Source organism: Pseudomonas sp. P106(2024) (assembly GCF_057480815.1).
In genome coordinates, this window is the sequence record NZ_JBLIYU010000017.1 from 88,972 (window position 1) to 109,324 (window position 20,353).

Here is a 20,353-nt window from a genome sequence, read left to right on the forward strand (position 1 = left end):
CCCCAGGGTTTCAGCGTTGACGCAAAGATCGCCGGGGCCGCTTTGCGGCCCTTTCGCGACACAAGGCCGCTCCTACAGGGGGGCGTTTGGCCTGAAAACAATGAAGAAGGCCCGGAATCCTCGCGAATCCCGGGCCTTGCTCAACAGCTCACTGCACTCAGTGGAACTGCTCTTCCTCGGTCGAACCGGTCAGTGCGGTCACCGACGAGGCGCCACCCTGGATCACGGTGGTCATGTCGTCGAAGTAGCCGGTACCGACTTCCTGCTGGTGCGCCACGAAGGTGTAGCCTTTGCTCGCGTCGGCGAATTCCTGCTCCTGCAGCTTCACGTAGGCGGTCATGTCGTTGCGGGCGTAGTCGTGCGCCAGGTTGAACATGCCGTGCCACATGTTGTGGATGCCGGCCAGGGTGATGAACTGGTGCTTGTAGCCCATGGCCGACAGCTCGCGCTGGAACTTGGCGATGGTGGCGTCGTCCAGGTTCTTCTTCCAGTTGAAGGAAGGCGAGCAGTTGTACGACAGGATCTGGTCCGGGTATTCCTTCTTGATCGCCTCGGCGAAGCGACGGGCTTCTTCCAGGTCCGGCTTGGCGGTTTCACACCAGATCAGGTCGGCGTACGGGGCGTAGGCCAGGCCGCGGGCGATGGCTTGGTCGAGGCCGGCGCGCACCTTGTAGAAGCCTTCACGTGTACGCTCGCCGATCACGAACGGCTGGTCGTACGGGTCGCAGTCGCTGGTCAGCAGGTCGGCGGCGTTGGCGTCGGTACGGGCCAGGATGATGGTCGGCACACCCGAGACGTCGGCGGCCAGACGCGCTGCAACCAGCTTCTGCACGGCTTCCTGGGTCGGCACCAGGACCTTGCCGCCCATGTGGCCGCATTTTTTCACCGAGGCCAGCTGGTCTTCGAAGTGCACGCCGGCGGCGCCCGCTTCAATCATGTTCTTCATCAGCTCGTAGGCGTTCAGCACGCCGCCGAAACCGGCTTCGGCGTCAGCCACGATCGGTGCGAAGTAGTCGATGTAGCCATCGTCGCCCGGGTTCTTGCCGGCTTTCCACTGGATCTGGTCGGCGCGGCGGAAGGCGTTGTTGATGCGCTTGACTACGGTTGGTACCGAGTCGACCGGGTACAGCGACTGGTCGGGGTACATCGACTCGGCCGAGTTGTTGTCGGCGGCAACTTGCCAGCCGGACAGGTAGATGGCCTGGATGCCAGCTTTTACCTGCTGCACTGCCTGGCCACCGGTCAGGGCGCCCATGCAGTTGACGAAATCTTTTTCTGGGCGGAAGGATGGGTGGGCACCTTCGGTGACCAGCTTCCACAGTTTTTCTGCGCCTTGGCGAGCAAAGGTGTGCTCTGGCTGCAGCGAGCCACGCAGGCGAACGACATCAGCGGCGGTGTAGGTACGGGTCACGCCTTTCCAGCGCGGGTTTTCGGCCCAGTCTTTCTCGAGGGCTGCAATTTGCTGTTCGCGTGTCAGTGCCATGGAAATAAACCTCGTCGCATCGATCTTGAGTGTAATTGTGCTGATGCTCGGATACGCGGATCAGAAGCCAGGCGGCTGTCCTGTCCGGGGGCGTGCGGCGGCTAACGCAGAAGGCTCGAAGGGGGAAGGGGTGTGCGGCCAGGCGAAGGTGTGCCCTGCAGGTCGGCTCGTGGTTGCCTTGCTGCGGTGCGACGCGATTGCCAGAACTGCGGTGATGCGCTTCCGTCCCTCGGGACAACTTCTTCGTTGCAGTCGCAATCCCGTCGAACCGCCTTGTGGGCCGTATGGACACGAGGTGCCTCCACGGTGGGAGGAGCGCACCTCGAAGACCCTTGCCAGGGCCTCTGATTAGCGGGAGCGAGGCCATCATGCCCTTGGCGAAAAGAGCCTGTCAAATGTTTTGTAGTGCTTTTTTAGGCTTACTACATCTTTGGTCTAATGCGACTTGGCGGTCAGTTTCAAGGCCTTTGGTCGAGGCCTTGAATTGCCTGGGTTCAGTCGAGAAGGTCGACTTTGACGCGCAGAGTCATGTTTTCACCGCGCTGGGTGCTGTAACTGAGGCTTGAAGCGCTGCGTTCGGATTGGCTCTGCTGGTTGAACCCGGCCAGGTTGATCCACTCGCCGAGCTTGCCGGTGACGGTTGTGTCGGTGCTTTGCACTTTCACTACATCGGCACGCTCCTGGCTCATTCGATCATTATTGGTGCTGATTTGCAGACGAACCGTGTCGCCGCTCAGGCGTGGCGTGACGTAGAAGCCTTGGGTGACATTGCGGTATTCGGTGTTGCTCTGGAGGCGCCCGTAACCATCGGTGGCGGTGCTGGTGACGGGAATGCTCTGGCCCACCTGGATCAGTGCCGGCTGCCCGTCGCTGGCCTGCACCTGCTGCATGCCGCCTTCGCGATTGGCTGTGCCGTAGCGGATCACGCGGGCGTTGCCGTGGTTGTCCTGGAAGTTGCTGTCGTTGTTGTCGACGCTGATCAGCAGGCGCTTGGGCGCGGTGTCGAGCTGTTGCAGCAGGGCGCGCAGATCGTCGATGCGTTCCTGGCTGGCGTTGACGATCAGCTTGTCCTCGAAGGTGCTGACGCTGCCGTCCTTGCCCAGGAACGACTGGGCGGCGGGCAGCAGTTCGGCGCTGCTGCGGTGTTGCAGGGGGATGACCTCGGTGGCGGCCTGGGCGGTGAGGCTGGCGGCCAGCAGCAGGGAGGCGAGCAGGGGGCGTAGCGGCATGTCCATGATCTCCGCGGGTGGAATGGACATGATGGCAAATTTGCGTGCAACTTGCCGTGCGGATTGGCGGTGGCTGCTGTCAGACAAAATCCGTAACATCGCGCCCTCGATTTTCAGGCTCATTACTCAAGTCTCCACAGCGTGGGAGCTTGAGGTTGTCTACAGGACCTCCATGAAACCCGCCCGACTACGCGCCGACCTGCTCGCCGGCCTCACCACTTCGTTCGCCTTGGTGCCGGAGTGCATCGCCTTTGCCCTGGTGGCACACCTCAACCCGCTCATGGGGCTGTATGGTGCCTTCATTATCTGTACCCTGACCGCCTTGTTCGGCGGTCGTCCCGGCATGATCTCCGGCGCCGCCGGCTCCATGGCGGTGGTGATCGTCGCCCTGGTGGTGCAGCACGGCGCCCAGTATCTGCTGGCCACGGTGCTGCTCGGCGGTGTGGTGATGATCCTGTTCGGCGCGCTGCGCCTGGGCAAGCTGGTGCGACTGGTGCCTTACCCGGTGATGCTCGGCTTCGTCAACGGCCTGGCCATCGTCATCGCCCTGGCCCAGCTGGAGCACTTCAAGGACGGCGAGCACTGGCTTGGCGGGACGCCGCTGTACCTGATGATCGGCTTGGTGGCGCTGACCATGCTGGTGGTCTACGTCCTGCCAAAGCTGACTCGTACGGTGCCACCGGCGTTGGTCGCGATCCTCGGTGTCGGTCTGCTGGTCTATCTGCTCGGCCTGCCGACCCGTACCCTCGGCGACATGGCGCACATCGCCGGCGGCCTGCCGATCCTGGCCCTGCCGCAGGTGCCATGGAATCTGGAAACCCTCAAGATCATTGCTCCCTATGCAGTGCTGATGGCCATGGTCGGCCTGCTGGAAACCCTGCTGACCCTCAACCTCACCGACGAGATCACCGAGAGCCGCGGCTATCCGGACCGCGAGTGTGTGGCGCTGGGCGCGGCCAACATGGTCTCGGGCCTGTGCGGTGGCATGGGCGGCTGCGCGATGATCGGCCAGACCGTGATCAACCTCAGTTCCAATGGCCGTGGGCGCCTGTCGGGCGTGGTGGCCGGGGTGATGATCCTGCTGTTCATCCTGTTCCTGTCGCCGCTGATCGAGCGCATTCCGCTGGCGGCGCTGGTGGGGGTGATGTTCGTGGTGGCCCAGCAGACCTTCGCCTGGGCCTCCCTGCGGGTGCTGCACAAGGTGCCGGTAAGTGATGTGCTGGCGATTATCGCCGTGACCGTGGTCACGGTGTTCACTGACCTGGCCACGGCGGTATTGTTCGGCATCGTCATCGCCGCGATCAACTTCGCCTGGCAGCATGCGCGGGAGTTGTATGCCGACAGTCATGTGGACGGCGAGGGCAGCAAGCATTACCAGGTCCATGGCACGCTGTTCTTCGCCTCGACCACGCCGTTTCTCAACCAGTTCGATCCGGCCAATGATCCGGCCAGGGTCACCCTGGACTGCCAGCACCTGAGCTTTGTTGATTATTCTGCGGTGGCGGCGCTGAAGACCTTGCGCGAGCGGTATGCCAAGGCAGGCAAGCAGTTGCGGGTGGTGCACTTGTCGGAGCGTTGCAGGAAGCTGCTCAGGCGTGCGGGGGAGCAGCACTGAGTGTGTGCTGGCGAGCAGGATTGTTGTAGAGGGTCTTGGGCCTGGGCACTGCGCGTCCAAGCAGAGGTCGCGTTAAGCTGATTCGCAAAGTTTTTGATTTTTTTGAAAAAACCGCTTTACAGACGCACGATCGATGACTAATATGCGCCCCACACGACAGGCACATAGCTCAGTTGGTTAGAGCACCACCTTGACATGGTGGGGGTCGTTGGTTCGAGTCCAATTGTGCCTACCAAACCTGAAGAGGGCGATCCGTAAGGATCGCCCTTTTTGCTTTGTGCCGTTCCACCGTTGCCGACATACGCTGCAACCTTCCACCTTCGCCTCATCCCTGCGGCCGAGCTGTCTGCTCATGTTAGAATCCGCCCCTTCGAATCTGGAGGTACAGGCGTGCGCAAACTGGCGGTGGTAATGGCGGTGTTGGCCCTGGCGGGCTGTAACAACGAGGTCGAAGGCGTACACAAACAGGTGGCCGAACACCTGAACAACCCCAAGACGGCCAAGTTCGCCAACGTGCGCTTCGACACCCAGGGCTCTATCTGCGGCCAGGTGCGTGGCAAGGACGACGCCGGGCAGTACGAAGCGTATCGCAGCTACGTGGCGATCAAGCATGATGGGCAATACGAAATCCTCATCGACGAGACCGGCAACAACCTGCGCATTCGTGAAGTCTGCGGGGGCGCCGACCTGCAGCGTCGCGCCGAGGCTCTGGCCGACCAGCCGGCGCCGGAGGGCTGGGACGTGGAGGTGATCCAGGGGCCGAACATGGGCGCCCTGACCGACATGACCGCGCGCCTGATCGAGAAGGGCATTCCGTCCTGGGTCGAATACCGCGAGGGCAAGCCGGTGGTGCTGATGGGGCCGTTCCCGGCCAAGGCCGATGCCGATGCGCGCAAGGCCGAAGTGATGGCCAAGCTGGGCACTGACTCGATCGTCATCCAGCACGGCGTCCAACGCTGATTGTCGACCGTGGCCTGGAGGTGTTGCCCAGGTTGCGGTGCGGACCGCTTCAACGGCTAGCGATCAGTGCTGATGTACTCGAACACGCTGATCAGATGCTGCGGTTGCCCATCTGCTCGGCGTTCCAGCGAGGTGCGCGCCCGCACCCAGATATAGTGCCCGTCCTTGTGGCGCACGCGTTTCTGCACCTCGTAACGGTCGATCTCGCCGGCCAGCATGCGCCTCAGTAGCGCCAGGTTGTCCGGCAGGTCGTCGGGGTGGGTGATCTGCTGGAAGGTCGTGCCGTACAGTTCGTCTTCACTGTACCCCAGCAGCTCGCAAAAACTGCCGTTGACCCGCTGCCAGCTGCCATCTGGGTCGATGTAGGCCAGCGCGCCCCAGGCCAGTTCGAAGATGGTGCGAAAACGCGCTTCGCTCTGGCGCAGCTCCTCTTCGGCCACCTTGCGCTCGGTGTTGTCCATGCTGATGCCGACCATTTTCACCGGGCGCCCGACACTGTCGCGCAATACCGTGGCGCGCGAGGCGATCCAGCGCTGGCCGCCGTCGGGGCGGGTGATGCGAAAATCGCATTCGCAGCCGGTGCCGTTGGCCACCGCCTGGGCATACATGCCCTGCATGTGCTGGGCGTCATCGACATGGATGTGTTCCCAGAAGTCCTCGTTACGACGCAACGGCCAGCCATACACCGCCTCGACGTTGGGCGAGTAGGTCACTTCGTCGGTGACCAGGTTCCATTCCCAGGTGACGATGCGCGCGCCCTCCTGGGCCAGCTTCATGCGCGTCTCGCTTTCCATGATCTCGGCGGTGTAGCGGCGGCGCACGTCGGTCATCGGCAGCTCGACCACCTCGGCCTGCTGCACGCTGTGCAGGGCCTCCTCGCCGTAGCGCAGCCAGATCCAGTTGACCTTGAGCAGGTCGGCCAGGCGGCGCAGGTTGTCGTAGTCGATCTCGCCGCCGCGGGTCCACTTGTGCACCGCGGTGCGCGAGATTCCCAGCGCCGTGCCCACGGCTTGCAGGGTCAGCTTGTGGTGTTCGAGCAGTTCCTTGAGGCGAAAGGCGAAGCTGTTTTCGGTCATGGGCGCTGGATCCTTGGGCGGGCACGAAGGGGGCAGTATACCCGAGCTGTCAACTTGAGGTTGACGGGGTGGTTGCCGGGCATGTCGGGGCCGGTTAACGTGGCGCCTGACTCACTCAGGACAGGGAAGCACCGCAATGAGCCGATCACTGGAACTCAACCGCGCCAGCTGGGACGAGCGCGCGCCCCTGCACGCCGCCTCCGGGGACTACGAAGTCGAGCGCTTCGTCGCCGAGCCCGGGCATCTGTCCGAGGTGGTGCGTTTCGACCTGCCGCGTCTGGGCGATATCCACGGCCTGCGCGCCGTGCACCTGCAATGCCATATCGGTACCGACACCCTGTCGCTGGCGCGCCTGGGCGCCGAGGTCTGCGGCCTGGACTTCTCCGCGGCCTCCCTGGCTCAGGCGCGCCAACTGGCCGAGCGCTGTGGTGCGGGCATCGGGTATGTCGAATCGGACGTCTATCAGGCCGCGCAGGTACTGCCTGCTGAGGCATTCGACCTGGTCTACACCGGCATCGGCGCGCTGTGCTGGCTGCCGTGCATCGAGCGCTGGGCGCAGACCGTGGCGGCTTTGCTCAAGCCGGGCGGGCGGCTGTTCCTGCGCGACGGCCACCCGATGCTGATGGCCGTGAACGAGGACCATCAGGACCGCCTGCAACTGGAGTATCCGTACTTCGAGCGCGAGGCGCCGACGGTGTGGCACAGCGACGAGACCTACGTCGAGACCGACCAGGCCCTGACCCAGACCGAAACTCATGAGTGGAACCATGGCTTGGGCGAGGTGATCACCGCGTTGCTGAACAATGGCCTGCGCATTACCGGCCTGGAAGAGCACCAGAGCATTCCCTGGGAAGCGCTGCCGGGGCAGATGACGCTGGGCGATGACGGCGAGTGGCGCCTGAACGAGGCGCCGTGGCGGTTGCCGCTGAGCTATACGCTGCAGGCGGTGAAGGGGTAGGCGCGCGGACCTATGGCATGCGTCACCACCCCTTAGGCGCGTGCATGAATCCGGATCAGGACAGGAATCCACCGTCGACATTGAGCGCGGTGCCGGTGGTATAGCTGGAGGCATCACTGGCCAGGTACAGCACCGCGCCTGCCATCTCGCTCGGGTCGGCCACGCGCTTGAGCGGGATCTGCTGCAGCGCGGCGTTGCGGATGCTGTCGTTCTTCACCAGCGCCGAGGCGAACTTGGTGTCGGTCAGCCCCGGCAGCAGGGCGTTGCAGCGGATGCCGAACTGCGCGCACTCCTTGGCGAAGACCTTGGTCATGTTGATCACCGCCGCCTTGGTCACCGAGTAGATGCCCTGGAACAATCCGGGCGAGACGCCATTGATCGAGGCCACGTTGATAATGCTGCCGCCGCCGTGCTCGCGCATCAGCTTGCCGGCTTCCACCGACATGAAGAAGTAACCGCGGATATTGACGTCGACGGTCTTCTGGAACGCCCCCAGGTCGGTGTCCAGGACGTTGCAGAACTGCGGGTTGGTGGCGGCGTTGTTGACCAGGATGTCGAGGCGGCCGAACTGTTCGCGGATGGCGGCGAACACCTGCTGGATCTGCTCCATCTCGCCAATGTGACAGGCCATCGCGGTGGCCTTGCCGCCGGCGGCGACGATCGCCTCGGCCACCTGCTGACAGCCGTCGAGCTTGCGGCTGGAAACGATCACATGGGCACCTTGCTGGGCCAGCAGGTGGGCGATGGCTTCGCCGATGCCGCGGCTGGCGCCGGAAACGAAGGCGATCTTGCCGTCGAGGTCGAACAGGTGGGTCTTGGACATGCGCATATTCCTTGTTGTCTGCCGAAGTTACAGGCTGGATTTGCCGATCAGTTGCAGGCTCATCTGCTCCAGCAGCCGGTTCATGTGGATGAACTGGGCGAAGCGCTTGTCCTGGGTCTGGCCGTGGAAGAAGCGGTAGTAGATCTGCTGGACGATGCCGGCCAGGCGGAACAGGCCGTAGCAATAATAGAAGTCGAAGTTGTCGATGCGGATGCCGGCGCGCTCGGCGTAATAGTCGACGAACTGCTGGCGAGTGAGCATGCCGGGGGCGTTGCTCGGCTGGCGGCGCATCAGTTGCACCGGCGCCGGGTCGCCCGCCTCGATCCAGTAGGCCAGGCTGTTGCCCAGGTCCATCAGCGGGTCGCCGATGGTGGCCATCTCCCAGTCCAGCACGCCGATGATGCGCATCGGATTGGCGCTGTCGAGGATGACGTTGTCGAAGCGGTAGTCGTTGTGCACGATGCCCGGGCGCGGATGGTCGGTGGGCATCTTCTCGCGCAGCCAGGCGATCACCTGCTCCCAGCGCGGCGCGTCGGGCGTCAGGGCTTTTTCATAGCGGCTGGCCCAGCCTTCGATCTGGCGCTGCACATAGCCTTCCGGCTTGCCCAGGTCAGCCAGGCCGCAGGCCTGGTAGTCGACCTGGTGCAGCTCGACCAGGCGATCGATGAAGCTCTTGCACAAGGCTTCGGTGCGGCCAGCATCCAGGTCCAGTTCGGCAGGGATGTCCGAACGCAGGATGATGCCGTTGACCCGTTCCATTACATAGAACTCGCCGCCGATCAGCGATTCGTTGGTGCAGTGCACGTAGGCCTTGGGGCAATAGGGGAAGCCGGCGTTGAGCTGGTTGAGGATGCGAAACTCACGGCCCATGTCGTGGGCCGACTTGGCCTTGTGACCGAACGGTGGGCGACGCAGCACGAATTCACGATCCGGGTAGCTGACCAGGTAGGTCAGGTTGGAGGCGCCGCCGGGGAACTGGCTGATGCTCGGCGTGCCGTCGAGGTCGGGAATGTGATCCTTCAGGTACGGATCGATGACGGCCGCGTCGAGTTCTTCGCCGGGGCGTACCTGGGTGGACTGGTCGGTGAGCGTCATGCGATTTCCTTATGATCGGTAGCAAGGACTATTGGCTAATCTAATTTCCCGTCAAAGCTGGTACAAGCGTGCCAGACGTTTATTGGCCTGGGTGTTGCCGGACGATCAATCGCCCTGATGGATGGGCCTAGCGGCGGGCGAAAAAAAACCGAAGCCCGTCAGGCTTCGGTTTTTCATTGGCGATTCGCCGCGCCGATCAGGATGGGAACAGCTCGCTGAGCTTCATCGACAGCATCATGTCGCCTTCGACGCGCAGCTTGCCACCCATGAAGGCTTGCATGCCGTCGGTTTCACCGCTGACGATGCCCTTGAGGGTCTCGCTGTCCATCACCAGGGTGCAGTTGGCGTCGGCATTCTCGCCTTCCTGGATCTCGCAGGTGCCATCCTTGACCAGCAGGGCGTAGTGCTTGTCTTCATCGGTGATGTTGAAGCCGAACACCAGGTCCAGGCCGGCGGCAGCGGATGGGTTGAATTTTGCCTTCATCGCCTCGACGGCTTTAGCTACATCGCTCATGGTGTATTCCTTGTTAAGTGATATTCGCGTCCGCAAGGACACAACAGACCGGGCTCATCGGTAGGTGACGAGCTCCGGCAACCGCAACAGCCGCACATGGGCTTGGCTGTTGAAGGAAGCCAGGGTGACGTCGCGGCCCCGGAATTTCAGGTGGCTGAGCGACGTGTTGATGATCTGCCAGTTCAGGGTGAACGCCTGAGCCGGCGTGATTCCGCTCACCAGGTGAAGCAGGGCAGCGATGGTGCCGCCGGAGGTGAACAGGGCGATGTTGTCGCCGCTGGCGGCGCTGTCGAGCAGCCGTCGCAGACCATCGCCGACCCGGCCGGTGAAGGCCTGCCAGGTTTCCAGGTGTTCATCGTGGGCATGCTCGCCGTCGTGCCAGCGCTGCACCATCAGGGCGAACAGACGTTGGAACTCGCCGCTGTGCTGGGCGCCATTGCGCAGTACATGCAGGGCCTCGGGCTCTTCGGGCAGCAGGGCAGGGAGCAGGGCACGGATCACGCCGTCGGCGTCGAACTCGTTGAAGGCCGCGTCGGTCTCAATGGTCGGGACTGCCTCGCCATGTGCCTGCAGCGCGTCGAGGGCCAGGCGGGCGGTGTCCTGCTGGCGACGCAGGGTGCCGGCCAGGCAACGGTCCAGGCGCACGCCCAGCTGAGCGAGGTGCTCGCCCAGTGCCCGGCTCTGACGCTCACCGACCGGCGAGAGCACGTCGTAGTCAGCGGCACCGAAGGAGGCTTGGCCATGTCGGATCAGGTAGAGATTGCCCACGTTGAAGTCCGGCCCGGTTGGAGGTTGTTGCGAGGTTAGGTTGCCCCAGGCGGGCTGTCAACGAAAAAACATACAAGCGTTTGAAAAGGTCGTTTGAACTGTGTTGCCAGCATTTTCACCGGCTGGCAGCGGCTCTGGCGCCCCGGTATGCTTGCATCCAGTTCGCGCCGTTGCGGCGCTGGTTTATCAAGGAGTCAATGTGGAGTTTCTTGCCGAATACGCAAGCTTTCTCGCCAAAACCGCCACCCTGGTGATCGCCATCCTGGTGGTGCTGTCGGCCATCGCCGGCCTGCGTGGCAAAGGGCGGCGCAAGCCGGGCGGGCAGTTGCAGGTCACCCGTCTCAACGAGTTCTACAAGGAGCTGCGCGAGCGCCTGGAATCGGGCCTGCTCGACAAGACCCAGCTCAAGGCCCTGCGCAAGCAGCAGGCCAAGGCGGAAAAACAGCAGAAGAAAAAGCCCGAGGACAAGCGCCGGGTGTTCGTCCTCGACTTCGACGGTGACATCAAGGCCTCTGCCACCGAGAGCCTGCGCAACGAGATCACCGCGCTGCTGACACTGGCCACCCCGCGTGACGAGGTGGTGCTGCGTCTGGAGAGCGGCGGCGGTATGGTGCACAGCTACGGTCTGGCTTCCTCGCAGCTGGCGCGTATCCGCGAGGCCGGCATCCCGCTGACCATCTGCATCGACAAAGTCGCCGCCAGCGGCGGCTACATGATGGCCTGCATCGGCGAGAAGATCGTCAGTGCACCGTTCGCGGTGCTGGGCTCGATCGGCGTGGTGGCGCAGATGCCCAACGTCAACCGGCTGCTGAAGAAGCACGACATCGATTTCGAAGTGCTCACCGCCGGTGAGTACAAACGCACCCTGACCGTGTTCGGCGAGAATACCGACAAGGGCCGGGAGAAGTTCCAGGAAGACCTGGACATTACCCACCAGCTGTTCAAGGACTTCGTTGCCCGCTACCGTCCGCAGCTTCATATAGACGAAGTGGCGACCGGCGAGGTCTGGCTCGGCATCGCCGCGCTCAATCGCCAGTTGGTCGATGAGCTGGGCACCAGTGACGAGTACCTGAGCCGCAGCGCCCGCGAGGCCAATGTGTTCCACCTGCGCTTCGCCGAGCGCAAGAGCCTGCAGGAGCGCATCGGCGTGGCCGCCAGTGGGGCGGTGGAGAACACCCTGGTAGGCTTGTGGAGCAAACTCGGGCGTCTGCGCTAACACCTTGAACCCCTTGAAGATTTTTTTCTTCAAGGGGGTTGCAAGGTCCATCGAATGCCGACATAATGGCGTCCATCGAAACGCAGCTGACTTGAAAAAGCCCAGCGGTTTCAAGGGGATAGCGAAAGCTGGCTCCGACTTTGAGGCCGAGTAGCAAAGTGGTTATGCTCCGGATTGCAAATCCGTCTACGCCGGTTCGATTCCGACCTCGGCCTCCACTATTCGAAACCCCGCAGACCGCAGGTCTGCGGGGTTTTTTAATGCCTGCGAATTATTCGTCGTCCCACTATCTGGGACAAATCGTGGGACACTAAGGAAAGTGTGTGACCACCAGTAAATCCGCGGTGATCTTCTACTGGTTATTCAAGGATGAAACGCAATGAAGAAGCTCAAAGAGCTGGACGCAGCCGCCACCCGTTACCTGAGCAGGTACTCCCGCAAGCAGTTTTTCTCGATTTTCGTTGTGATTACGGCGATCAACTATTGGTGCGCCTACAACGTAGAGGGATACAAATCGATCTGGCTGGCAATGATTGGCGGCTGGTTCTTCGGTATGACCTTCGCGCCGTTCCACGCTAAAAAGGGCCAATCCTGAAGGCAGCTACTGGGTAGTGGTCTTGGGTGGTAGCAAGGGCGGCCAACGTTGGACAGCGAACCGCCTTGATCAGCCGCGTCTGCGCAGCCACTCATCCGCGACGTCCCCCATGGTGGCAGGCGCAGCGCTCTTGATCCAGGCCATGAAGGTACGGTTGAACTTGAAGGCCTCGCCACATTCACTAACCAGGAACTGTCGGACCTTCTGCGTATTCCGGTAGTGCCTGTCCAGCGGGGTGGTGCGGGTGATCGGCCCAGCGTGCCAGTCGAAGCTCATCTTCATTCCCTTGGATGGCCATGATCCTCGGAGCGTAGCACTGTCTGCGGCTGTGCGGGCGTGCGCTCACCTGATGGTCAGTGCCGTCTCATTGAGCCAGGCGGCTTGCCAGAAGCTCGACAAACGCCCGCACCTTGACCGGTCGAAAGCGAGCCGTTGGAAAGACTGCATGGATCTCGCCTCGGGGTAGCGACCATTGCGGCAGCACCTCGATCAGCCGGCCTGCTTGCAGGTCAGGTTCCGCCACATAGTCCGGAAGGACCGATAGCCCGGCCCCGAGCAGCGTGGCTTCGCGCACTGCCAAGGTGGCGTTGAGCGACAGGCTGGCTCTCATCTCAACCGTTTCGCGCTGTGAGGTGTCCTTGGCAAATACCCAGCGGGTTGGTTCTCGCAGCGCCAGGTTCGCCACGATCGGCAACTCGGCCAGCTCCGCTGGGGTCTGCAGTTTGCCTACCCGCGCTTGCCACTGAGGGGCGGCCACCAATCGTTGCGCAAACTGGCCGATTCGTCGGGCCTGCAGATGTTGCTCGGTAATCCAGCCAACGCGAATGGAAAGGTCCAGATCGTTGGCGCCCAGATCCAGGGTTTGGTCGCTGAAATGGGCCTCGACCTTGCACTGCGGATATCGCTGCGAGAATGCGGTGATGGCCGGCACCACGACACCGATGCCGTAATCGAAAGGGGCGGTCAGGCGTAGGGTGCCCGTCGGCTCACTGGCGGCCTCGGACAATTCTTCGAAAGCCTCTTCCGCCTCTTTGAGGATCAGAGCACAGCGGTGGTAGAACTGTTGGCCTGCCTCGGTGGTGCGGACTTTTCGCGTGCTGCGCACCAGCAGTGTGGTGCGACAGTCGCTTTCCAGCCGCGCTACCTGCTGACTGACCACGGCCTTGGTGATGCCGAGGCGTTCGGCAGCGGCGGTGAAGGAGCCGGTCTCGACCACTGCGGTGAAGTACGCAAGCCTGTTCAGGCTAGAAGCGCCGGTCATTGATAGATCCTCAATGTATGTTTATAGCATACGGTGTGTTTATTTCGTATATATTTAAATGTCAATGCCTGCGCGGTAGGATTTGAGGCATTCCATTTAAGGCGATCTACTATGAGCAGGACTCTGGTTTACCTCTTCGATCCACTGTGCGGCTGGTGCTACGGCGCAGCTGGACCGCTGCCTCAGGTCCTCGAGTCCACTGGCCTTGCGTTGCGCCTGATACCGACGGGGCTGTTTTCCGGTAGCGGTGCGCGCGTCATGGATGACGACTTTGCGGCCTATGCCTGGAGCAACGACCAGCGTATCGAACGCCTGACCGGGCAAGTCTTCAGTGAACGCTATCGCGACCATGTACTCGCCGACCGTCTTCAGGCGTTCGACAGCGGCCCATCTACCCTGGCGCTCAGTGCAGTGAACCTGACAGCGCCTGAGCGCGAGTTCGAAGCGCTCAAGGCGATCCAGGCGGCGCGCTATGTCGATGGCCTGGACGTGACTCGAGTGGAGACGTTGACCGCTGTCCTGGCAAACCTGGGCTTGGATACCGCCGCCGAGCGCCTGACGCGCCCGGATTCGGCCTTGCTGCAGGTCAACGACGATCGTGTGGGGCAGGGGCGTGCCTTGCTGCGTCGTGTGGGCGGCCAAGGCGTACCGACATTCGTTCTGCAACAAGCGGACGATGCCCTGCAGTTGTTGCCTGGCAGCGCTATCTTTTCAGATCCACGGGCCTTCATTCGCGAGCTGAACGCGGGGGTAAAATCATGAGCAAGGGCAACCTGGACATCATCCGAGCCTCGTACGAAGGCTCAGCCGAACAGAATGGCCAGAATCTGCTGGCGGCGTTGGCTGCGGACGTGACCTGGACCGAGGCGGCCGGCTTTCCTTATGCCGGTACCTATGTCGGCCCCCAGGCGATCATGGAGGGTGTGTTCCATCGCCTGGCCACCGAATGGGATGGCTACCAGGCCAAGGTGCATACCTATGTGGCCGAGGACGACCGAGTTGCCGCCTTTGGCGTTTACTCAGGTACCTATCGCAAGACCGGGAAAGCGATGACCGCAACCTTTGCCCATCTGTACCGTTTGACGAACGGCAAAATTGTCAGCATGGAGCAATACGTCGACAGTGCGCAGGTCAACGCGGCGCTCACCTGAGCCGTTTCACGGTCGCCGTTGGCTTAAGGCGCAGGCCGCCGCAGAGCGGCCTGCGCCGACAGGCAATTACTTGCCCGAAGCGTCCTGCTCGACCACCAGGTCAAGCACATAGACCTGCGACGAGGCGTCGGCCGGCGGGTTCTTCCATTCGTATTGCTTCACGCGCAGCACGGTGCGCACGCCGTCGCGGTGCTCGTAGCCTTCGATGGATTGGTACAGCGGGTGCCAGCTGTCCTGGGTCGCCAGTTGCAGGCCGGCGTCGTCATAGCGACGCTCGCGCACTTGCAGGCACTGGTAGTTGGGGATCAGCGGGTGGCTGCACTTGACGGTCTTGGCGGCCACTTCCAGGAACTTGATCTCGCCCTTGCTGCCATAGCGGGTCTCTGGGATGGCTTCACCCTGGAATTTCAGCACCGAACCGTCCTGGGTGGTCAGTTGCAGCACCGGCTCCCCGGCATCGTCGGAGAAGGTGGTGCGCAGGTCGCCCTTGAACAGGCGCCCGACCTGGGCGTCCAACTCCATCAGGGGCTTATCGCAGGCCTTCAGGGTCGAGGCCAGTGATTGCACCTTCAATACGCCGTCCTTGTAGGAATAGCCGCCGAACTGGTTGTTGCAGCCGCCATTGATGTTCAGGTTACGCTCGGCGAAGTTCAGGCGCAGCTTGCCCTCGATGCCAGGCGCCATGGCGGCGATGGCCTTGCCCGACGCATCGTTGGCAGCGACCAAGTTCCAGTAGTAGGCCGAGAGTTTGGGCTGGGTTGCGGGAGAGGCGGCAGTAGCAGGCATGGAAGGCGTCCCTTCATGGGAAGTGGAAGCCGGAGCGCACGCCTGGAGCAGGGCGGCGCAGACGGCAACGAGGAGAATATTCTGTTTCATGGTTCGCTCTTTCAGCCTTGAAAAGTGGGGGGCGGCATCCTCGACAGGCGGGATGCGCGCGCCGGTAAACTGGGATATCGAGACCGTTTCAGGATCGCTTCGCGATGTGGACCTTGCCACGCCTGTGAGCGCTATCGGACGGCCTCGGCAGTAACCGATGGCAATGGGACAGCATCGATTCCATTGAGTTTCATCAACGGGGTGGCCTGCAAGTGTTGCCGGATTTTGCAGGAAAGCCAGCGCCCTCTAGACCTGCGGGCCTTTGCAGGGATATCCACTCATTTTCGCGGCCTGCAGCGCACGCTCCCTGGCCAAGGGCGTGAGTGCCCCTGCTGCATAGCCGTTCTTGATGTAAAGAAAATAGTTGCCCTGCAGGTCGTGGAAGATCCGGTAAACATCGGCAGCTCTATGGGGGGTTGGTAGCGTGACTTTATCGACCATCAGTTCGTAGCCGTCGATATCCAAACTGCCCAGCCTGGCCGTGAAGTCTGCCTCTAAGGCTGCGCGCCAGCGATTGCGCTCGTAGGTGCATGCCCAGAAGAGGGCGATCAGTACCAACAGTCCAGCGCACAGAAAGGCGATGTCGGTGAGCAGTTTCAGCATGTCGTTCCTTTGACCTATGGTCCTTCAATACCGGCCGTATGCCACTTTACCAAGTCGCAACGGGAGAGTGCGCATCCGCCGTGGTGTTGATATGCCTGATCGCTCAAGTAGGGGTATGAGAAAGCTTCTTGTCGTTGTCGTGGGCTAGGATTGCACAGACCCCAATCTGCAGAGGCAAGCAGCAATGAGCAAATACCGCACCGTCATTGCCACATTGACATCCATCGCACTGGTACTGGCGCCCTGCATATCCTTCGCCGACCCGGGGAATGGCAAGGGGAAATCCCAGCAGAACCATGGCAACCCGGGGGCGGGCAAGCACGATGGTGGTCATGGCGGCCCCGTGATCGACCGTGGCGATGTGCTCGGTATCCTGGGGGGGCACCGTGACTACTGGAGTCCTGGGCCAGCGCTTCCTCCGGGTATCCAGAAGAACCTGGCGCGTGGCAAGCCTCTGCCCCCTGGCATTGCAAAGAAGCTCGATGGCCGGCTGCTGGGCCAACTGCCGCGTTATGACGGTTACGAATGGATGCAGGCGGGTGTCGACCTGATTCTGGTGGCAGTCGCCACGGGGGTGATCTACGAAGTACTCAACGGTGCTTTCGACTAGCGCGCAGGCAAAGAAAAGGCCCGCTGGGGAGGGCGGGCCAAGTGTTTCACGGATGAGTCACTACCTTGGCACGGCAGACGTGAAAATGTTGTCAATTGCCGTGGCTTTCTCGTGATCGGAGCGCCCAAAAAAGAAAACCCGCCTAAAGAGGCGGGTTGAACAGAACGTATCGAAGCCAGGTCAGTCTGCCTACGCAGATGTCAGAATTTCGTGAAGGTCATGCTGGAAGGGGCTCAGTAACCGTTACTGAATTTTTCCTCGATCTTGCGCTTCTCCATCGCGTACTGCCTCGGATCGATCTCTTCCGCGATCAGCTTGTTGTCGAGCGTATCCATCTGGCTTTTCTTCATGCGCGAGACATGGGCACGGGTGGCCTGGTAGTTGATCGACTCGGCGGCGCTGTAGCCACTGACCGGGTCCCAGAGAATCGAGAGCGGCCACAGCAGCAGGTTGGCAACGCCATAACCATAGGCCCGGCCATAGAACGAGCCGCCGCCTGGCAGCAGGCCGAGTGCCGCAGCAGCGCCCGGGCTCTTTTCTCTGACCTCGAGGTTTTGCGCACGGTAGTAGCCGAGCTCCTGTTCCTGCACGGAGTTCAGGCCGCTGGCGCACCCCGTGGTCAGGACGACAAGGGCGGCGGCGATCAGGTGACGAGCGAATGGCATTGCGGATTCCTTGGAATTTCAGTGAATTACCTCGCAATCCAGGGCGAGGCGGTGGAATCCTACCTGACATGATGGCACTTTGCCTCGAAATATTACATTCAGATGAATGGGCGACCCTGCAGTCGCGTCTTGGTTGTCTGTTCATCATCGATGGTGCAGTTCGAGCTGGCTGATCACACAGACCGAGGCATCCTCTGGTGCTGTGCGGTCGCTGAAGTCCACCTGGTTGTAGACTCCGCCGTGGAAGTTGAAGGTGCGGCTGTTCCAGGTCTTGGCCATTTGCAGCAGCCCCGTACTGCCTGTGCGGCCGTTGCAGGTGGCTGAAACCAACGCGGCCCCTGCTGCAGAAACCTCCAGGGTAATGTCGAAGGGGGTGTGCAGGGGCACATTGGCCAGGACTTCGCTGTTGATCGGCGTCACCTGATCGAAGTCCCGGCGAAAGCCGAGGGTGATCCTGCCCTTGTTCCAGAACACCTTGATCGCCGGGCTGTCGTCGTCTTTCACATGCATCTGCGCGATCACCACCTTCTGCGCCGAGTTGACCTGCTCGAGCACCATGCGCTGGTGGCTGAAATGTCGGTTGGCACTGTTCATGGCCCAATAGGTGGCTTCCTTCCACTCGCAGCGAGTGCGATGTGTGCTCTTGCTCGACGCGCCCTTGGTCGGCGCGGTCATGCGTACCGCGCCATCGTCCAGGCGTCTGACCACCTGTGGCAGGGTGGCCAGGGCCTGTGCCCCGGTGACCTCTAGGGCCAGAGGGTCGCTAGCGGATTTGGCGAGCGGTGTGGTGATGATCAGCGTGTCGATGTTCACGGCCATACGGAAACCTCCTGGATAAAAAGATCCTGCACCTATGCGAGCAGTTGAACGGCGTCGGGTTCAGTGAGCCAGGGAGGTCCGGGCAAAAAAAGCCCGCCAGGGCGGCGGGCGAAGTGCGTTTTTGAAGGGAGAGCCTGTACCTTGCACCTTGTCGGTTAAGCTGAGGTTAAGTGCCGCGAGCATTGACCGCCCGCGCCGATGCGCCTATACAGGCGTGCCGTTGTTACCGGAGCCTGCAATGCACGACGAAGACGATCTGCCCGAACCCGAGCACGATCACCTGCTCGATCCCGAATTCAACGAAGACTACGACCCTGAGGCCGACGCTTACGGGGCGCTGGATGAAGTCGAAGAGGATGAAGAGTCACTCGACGACTTCGACGATGAGGACGACCACCCGGCCTGGCACGACGACTGCGACGATTGATGTCGCCGCCGTCACGCTCAGCGACGGTCGAGGGAGAAGCGCCCGGCGCCGGTGAGGGCCAGCAGCAGCAATCCGCCGACGATGGCGAGGTTCTTCAGGAACTGGGTCATGTTGGCGCTGCGCTCGGGCTCGACCATGTTCCAGAACGGGTGCCCGAGCAGCGCGGTACCCAGCACGAACAGGGCGAACAGCAACGCCAGCGGGCGGGTGTAGAAGCCCAGGATCAGCAGTATGCCGACCAGCAGCTCCATGATCACGGCGACGGCCGCCGCCAGCATGGGCGCGGGCGCGCCCAGGGAGGTCATGTAGCCGACCGTGCCTTCGAAACCGCTCAGTTTGCTCCAGCCGGAGAGCACGAACAGGATCATCAGCAGGATGCGAGCGAGCAGCAGGATGACGTCGCGTTGACCGTCGAGCAGGCTATAGCGCATGGCGGCGTTCCAGTGGACAGGGACAAGTTCCACTCTAGCAGTTGTGTGGCGGTTTTCCGGCGGGCATGAAAAAGGCGCCGCAAGGGCGCCTTGATCGACAGAAGATGGTGCGAGTGGCGGGACTCGAACCGGCAAGGCTCACGCCGACAGATTTTAAGTCATTCTGCCCCTCATTCCGCTTACGAGAGCTGTTGAGAGCTTACGAGAGCTGAACTCGGCTTACTTGAGCTTAAAAGCTTTGAGAATCAAGGTCTTGAGGTGAGTATTGCACCGCTGCCGAGGGCTTGTGAGAGCTGAGCAGGGCTGTTGGGTGCTGAGTTGAGCTGCCGGCGCAGCTACCAAGCCAGCTACCAAAAGCTACCAAGCTATCGAGTTGAATGAATTGATCGTTTTTTAGTCAGCTTTAAGGCATGTGAAGGCTCACATAGCTTAGGCACGAGAGACAGATCAGTAGGAATGTGGCGCTGATGGCCGGGTCTTGCGACGGAAGGGGTGTTTAGTGGTGCCCCGAGCCGGACTCGAACCGGCACACCTTTCGGCGGCGCATTTTAAGTGCGATGTGTCTACCAATTTCACCATCGGGGCGCGATGTGAGCTGGCGATTAGACACGAAAATCTTGCGGAAATCAACGGTTTAGAGCCAGGAAGGAGTGTGGGCGTGGCATTGAAGATCAATTTTACTAAAGATGCGCTTAGAGACCTGGTTTGCCCTGAGGGTAAGTCTGAGATTTATGTGTATGACACTCATACAAAAGGTTTGGCTGTACGCGTCACTAAGGCCGGTGGAAAAACCTTTTATGTCATCCGAAAGGTCAAGGGCAAAGATCAGCGGCGCAAGATTGACGTCTTCGACTACAAGTCTACGAAACTACCAGTTATCAGGGGGGTTGCGGAAAAGAGCTACGCTAACCTGGATGTGATTTTGGTTGAGGAGCATAAAAAGAGTCTGAGGGAAAGCATTACTGTTAATGAAGCCTTTGAATCGATGATTGCTAATAAAACTAAACTTGCTAAAAGCACTATTGGCGATTATACGAAAACCTACGATAACTACATCAGGCCAATGTATGGTGTGAATAGCCCCTGGTTTCGTAGACACCTCCAAGCCTCATAATGAGGCCCAAATAGGAGGTGCCATGAGTCGTCAGCGTTACCCCGAAGAATTCAAGATCGAAGCG

24 protein-coding genes and 3 tRNA genes are annotated in these 20,353 nt (G+C 61.3%); 12 read left to right on the forward strand and 15 right to left on the reverse strand.

Annotated elements, in window-relative coordinates; translation table 11 throughout:
• Window positions 1-157 precede the first annotated feature (157 nt).
• Both aceA and AC25M7_RS22090 read right to left on the reverse strand, forming a co-directional pair.
• Window positions 158-1,483, reverse strand: coding sequence for an isocitrate lyase (gene aceA, locus AC25M7_RS22085; protein ID WP_050706488.1), 1,326 nt, complete (start codon window positions 1,481-1,483; stop codon window positions 158-160).
• A gap of 494 nt (window positions 1,484-1,977) precedes the next feature.
• The gene (locus tag AC25M7_RS22090) at window positions 1,978-2,742 is read right to left on the reverse strand and encodes a secretin N-terminal domain-containing protein (protein ID WP_232108948.1); all 765 of its coding nucleotides are present in this window, start codon (window positions 2,740-2,742) and stop codon (window positions 1,978-1,980) included.
• Window positions 2,743-2,884: 142 nt separating this feature from the next.
• Between AC25M7_RS22090 and AC25M7_RS22095 the strand changes: the two genes are divergently transcribed.
• The 3 genes from AC25M7_RS22095 to AC25M7_RS22105 all read left to right on the forward strand — a co-directional run bounded on the left by AC25M7_RS22095 (window position 2,885) and on the right by AC25M7_RS22105 (window position 5,287).
• Window positions 2,885-4,327, forward strand: a complete 1,443-nt coding sequence (locus tag AC25M7_RS22095; protein WP_307944948.1) for a SulP family inorganic anion transporter — start codon at window positions 2,885-2,887, stop codon at window positions 4,325-4,327.
• Between the two features lie 158 nt (window positions 4,328-4,485).
• Window positions 4,486-4,562, forward strand: a tRNA-Val gene (locus AC25M7_RS22100).
• Between the two features lie 155 nt (window positions 4,563-4,717).
• Window positions 4,718-5,287: an SPOR domain-containing protein gene (locus tag AC25M7_RS22105; protein ID WP_028692457.1), complete on the forward strand. Its 570-nt coding sequence runs from the start codon at window positions 4,718-4,720 to the stop codon at window positions 5,285-5,287.
• A 56-nt stretch (window positions 5,288-5,343) separates the two neighbouring features.
• Here AC25M7_RS22105 and AC25M7_RS22110 read toward each other — a convergent pair whose 3' ends face one another.
• Entirely contained in the window at window positions 5,344-6,363 is a 1,020-nt protein-coding gene (locus tag AC25M7_RS22110; protein ID WP_486971470.1) for a PAS domain-containing protein, read from the reverse strand.
• 136 nt (window positions 6,364-6,499) lie between these two features.
• Here AC25M7_RS22110 and AC25M7_RS22115 point away from each other — a divergent pair, with 136 nt between their 5' ends.
• Entirely contained in the window at window positions 6,500-7,321 is an 822-nt protein-coding gene (locus tag AC25M7_RS22115; RefSeq protein ID WP_028692456.1) for a class I SAM-dependent methyltransferase, read from the forward strand.
• Window positions 7,322-7,376: 55 nt separating this feature from the next.
• Here the strand turns inward: AC25M7_RS22115 and AC25M7_RS22120 are convergent, their stop codons facing one another.
• The 4 genes from AC25M7_RS22120 to AC25M7_RS22135 form a co-directional block, all read right to left on the reverse strand.
• Window positions 7,377-8,144 carry an SDR family oxidoreductase gene (locus AC25M7_RS22120; protein WP_028692455.1) on the reverse strand — a complete coding sequence of 256 codons (768 nt, stop codon included), beginning with the start codon at window positions 8,142-8,144 and terminating at the stop codon, window positions 7,377-7,379.
• Between the two features lie 27 nt (window positions 8,145-8,171).
• The gene (locus tag AC25M7_RS22125; protein ID WP_028692454.1) at window positions 8,172-9,239 is read right to left on the reverse strand and encodes a phosphotransferase family protein; all 1,068 of its coding nucleotides are present in this window, start codon (window positions 9,237-9,239) and stop codon (window positions 8,172-8,174) included.
• Window positions 9,240-9,435: 196 nt separating this feature from the next.
• Complete coding sequence (locus AC25M7_RS22130; protein WP_028692453.1) at window positions 9,436-9,753, reverse strand: SCP2 sterol-binding domain-containing protein; 318 nt, start codon at window positions 9,751-9,753, stop codon at window positions 9,436-9,438.
• 54 nt (window positions 9,754-9,807) lie between these two features.
• Entirely contained in the window at window positions 9,808-10,521 is a 714-nt protein-coding gene (locus AC25M7_RS22135; protein WP_486971471.1) for a histidine phosphatase family protein, read from the reverse strand.
• 199 nt (window positions 10,522-10,720) lie between these two features.
• Here AC25M7_RS22135 and sohB point away from each other — a divergent pair, with 199 nt between their 5' ends.
• From sohB to AC25M7_RS22150, 3 genes are all read left to right on the forward strand, one after another.
• On the forward strand, window positions 10,721-11,737 hold the full coding sequence (sohB, locus tag AC25M7_RS22140) for a protease SohB (protein WP_028692451.1): 1,017 nt from the start codon (window positions 10,721-10,723) through the stop codon (window positions 11,735-11,737).
• Between the two features lie 144 nt (window positions 11,738-11,881).
• Window positions 11,882-11,955 (forward strand) — tRNA-Cys (locus AC25M7_RS22145).
• A gap of 161 nt (window positions 11,956-12,116) precedes the next feature.
• Window positions 12,117-12,332, forward strand: coding sequence for a hypothetical protein (locus tag AC25M7_RS22150; protein ID WP_028692450.1), 216 nt, complete (start codon window positions 12,117-12,119; stop codon window positions 12,330-12,332).
• A gap of 69 nt (window positions 12,333-12,401) precedes the next feature.
• On the opposite strand, the gene AC25M7_RS22155 is transcribed toward AC25M7_RS22150, so the two are convergent.
• Both AC25M7_RS22155 and AC25M7_RS22160 read right to left on the reverse strand, forming a co-directional pair.
• The gene (locus AC25M7_RS22155; protein ID WP_486971472.1) at window positions 12,402-12,608 is read right to left on the reverse strand and encodes a DUF6434 domain-containing protein; all 207 of its coding nucleotides are present in this window, start codon (window positions 12,606-12,608) and stop codon (window positions 12,402-12,404) included.
• Window positions 12,609-12,696: 88 nt separating this feature from the next.
• On the reverse strand, window positions 12,697-13,593 hold the full coding sequence (locus AC25M7_RS22160) for a LysR family transcriptional regulator (RefSeq protein ID WP_062361159.1): 897 nt from the start codon (window positions 13,591-13,593) through the stop codon (window positions 12,697-12,699).
• A 258-nt stretch (window positions 13,594-13,851) separates the two neighbouring features.
• Here AC25M7_RS22160 and AC25M7_RS22165 point away from each other — a divergent pair, with 258 nt between their 5' ends.
• Together AC25M7_RS22165 and AC25M7_RS22170 are read left to right on the forward strand one after the other, a co-directional pair.
• Complete coding sequence (locus AC25M7_RS22165) at window positions 13,852-14,355, forward strand: DsbA family protein (RefSeq protein WP_486971473.1); 504 nt, start codon at window positions 13,852-13,854, stop codon at window positions 14,353-14,355.
• Window positions 14,352-14,744 carry a nuclear transport factor 2 family protein gene (locus AC25M7_RS22170; RefSeq protein ID WP_028692446.1) on the forward strand — a complete coding sequence of 131 codons (393 nt, stop codon included), beginning with the start codon at window positions 14,352-14,354 and terminating at the stop codon, window positions 14,742-14,744. Before AC25M7_RS22165 ends, AC25M7_RS22170 begins: the two co-directional genes overlap by 4 nt.
• Before the next feature lie 66 nt (window positions 14,745-14,810).
• Here the strand turns inward: AC25M7_RS22170 and AC25M7_RS22175 are convergent, their stop codons facing one another.
• Together AC25M7_RS22175 and AC25M7_RS22180 are read right to left on the reverse strand one after the other, a co-directional pair.
• Window positions 14,811-15,530 carry a DUF4377 domain-containing protein gene (locus AC25M7_RS22175; RefSeq protein WP_486971474.1) on the reverse strand — a complete coding sequence of 240 codons (720 nt, stop codon included), beginning with the start codon at window positions 15,528-15,530 and terminating at the stop codon, window positions 14,811-14,813.
• Window positions 15,531-15,866: 336 nt separating this feature from the next.
• Window positions 15,867-16,223: a hypothetical protein gene (locus tag AC25M7_RS22180; RefSeq protein ID WP_028692444.1), complete on the reverse strand. Its 357-nt coding sequence runs from the start codon at window positions 16,221-16,223 to the stop codon at window positions 15,867-15,869.
• Window positions 16,224-16,407: 184 nt separating this feature from the next.
• Here AC25M7_RS22180 and AC25M7_RS22185 point away from each other — a divergent pair, with 184 nt between their 5' ends.
• The gene (locus tag AC25M7_RS22185; protein ID WP_028692443.1) at window positions 16,408-16,833 is read left to right on the forward strand and encodes an anti-virulence regulator CigR family protein; all 426 of its coding nucleotides are present in this window, start codon (window positions 16,408-16,410) and stop codon (window positions 16,831-16,833) included.
• Between the two features lie 233 nt (window positions 16,834-17,066).
• On the opposite strand, the gene AC25M7_RS22190 is transcribed toward AC25M7_RS22185, so the two are convergent.
• Both AC25M7_RS22190 and AC25M7_RS22195 read right to left on the reverse strand, forming a co-directional pair.
• On the reverse strand, window positions 17,067-17,498 hold the full coding sequence (locus AC25M7_RS22190; protein ID WP_062361166.1) for a hypothetical protein: 432 nt from the start codon (window positions 17,496-17,498) through the stop codon (window positions 17,067-17,069).
• Between the two features lie 144 nt (window positions 17,499-17,642).
• Complete coding sequence (locus AC25M7_RS22195) at window positions 17,643-18,317, reverse strand: polysaccharide lyase family 7 protein (RefSeq protein ID WP_207852484.1); 675 nt, start codon at window positions 18,315-18,317, stop codon at window positions 17,643-17,645.
• A 238-nt stretch (window positions 18,318-18,555) separates the two neighbouring features.
• Here AC25M7_RS22195 and AC25M7_RS22200 point away from each other — a divergent pair, with 238 nt between their 5' ends.
• Window positions 18,556-18,744 carry a hypothetical protein gene (locus AC25M7_RS22200; protein WP_486971475.1) on the forward strand — a complete coding sequence of 63 codons (189 nt, stop codon included), beginning with the start codon at window positions 18,556-18,558 and terminating at the stop codon, window positions 18,742-18,744.
• Window positions 18,745-18,761: 17 nt separating this feature from the next.
• Here the strand turns inward: AC25M7_RS22200 and AC25M7_RS22205 are convergent, their stop codons facing one another.
• Window positions 18,762-19,175 carry a DoxX family protein gene (locus AC25M7_RS22205; protein WP_028692439.1) on the reverse strand — a complete coding sequence of 138 codons (414 nt, stop codon included), beginning with the start codon at window positions 19,173-19,175 and terminating at the stop codon, window positions 18,762-18,764.
• Window positions 19,176-19,675: 500 nt separating this feature from the next.
• Window positions 19,676-19,760: transfer RNA gene (locus AC25M7_RS22210), tRNA-Leu, on the reverse strand.
• Between the two features lie 73 nt (window positions 19,761-19,833).
• On the opposite strand from AC25M7_RS22210, the gene AC25M7_RS22215 reads away from it, so the two are divergent.
• Window positions 19,834-20,289: a hypothetical protein gene (locus AC25M7_RS22215; protein WP_486971476.1), complete on the forward strand. Its 456-nt coding sequence runs from the start codon at window positions 19,834-19,836 to the stop codon at window positions 20,287-20,289.
• Window positions 20,290-20,353: the final 64 nt, after the last annotated feature.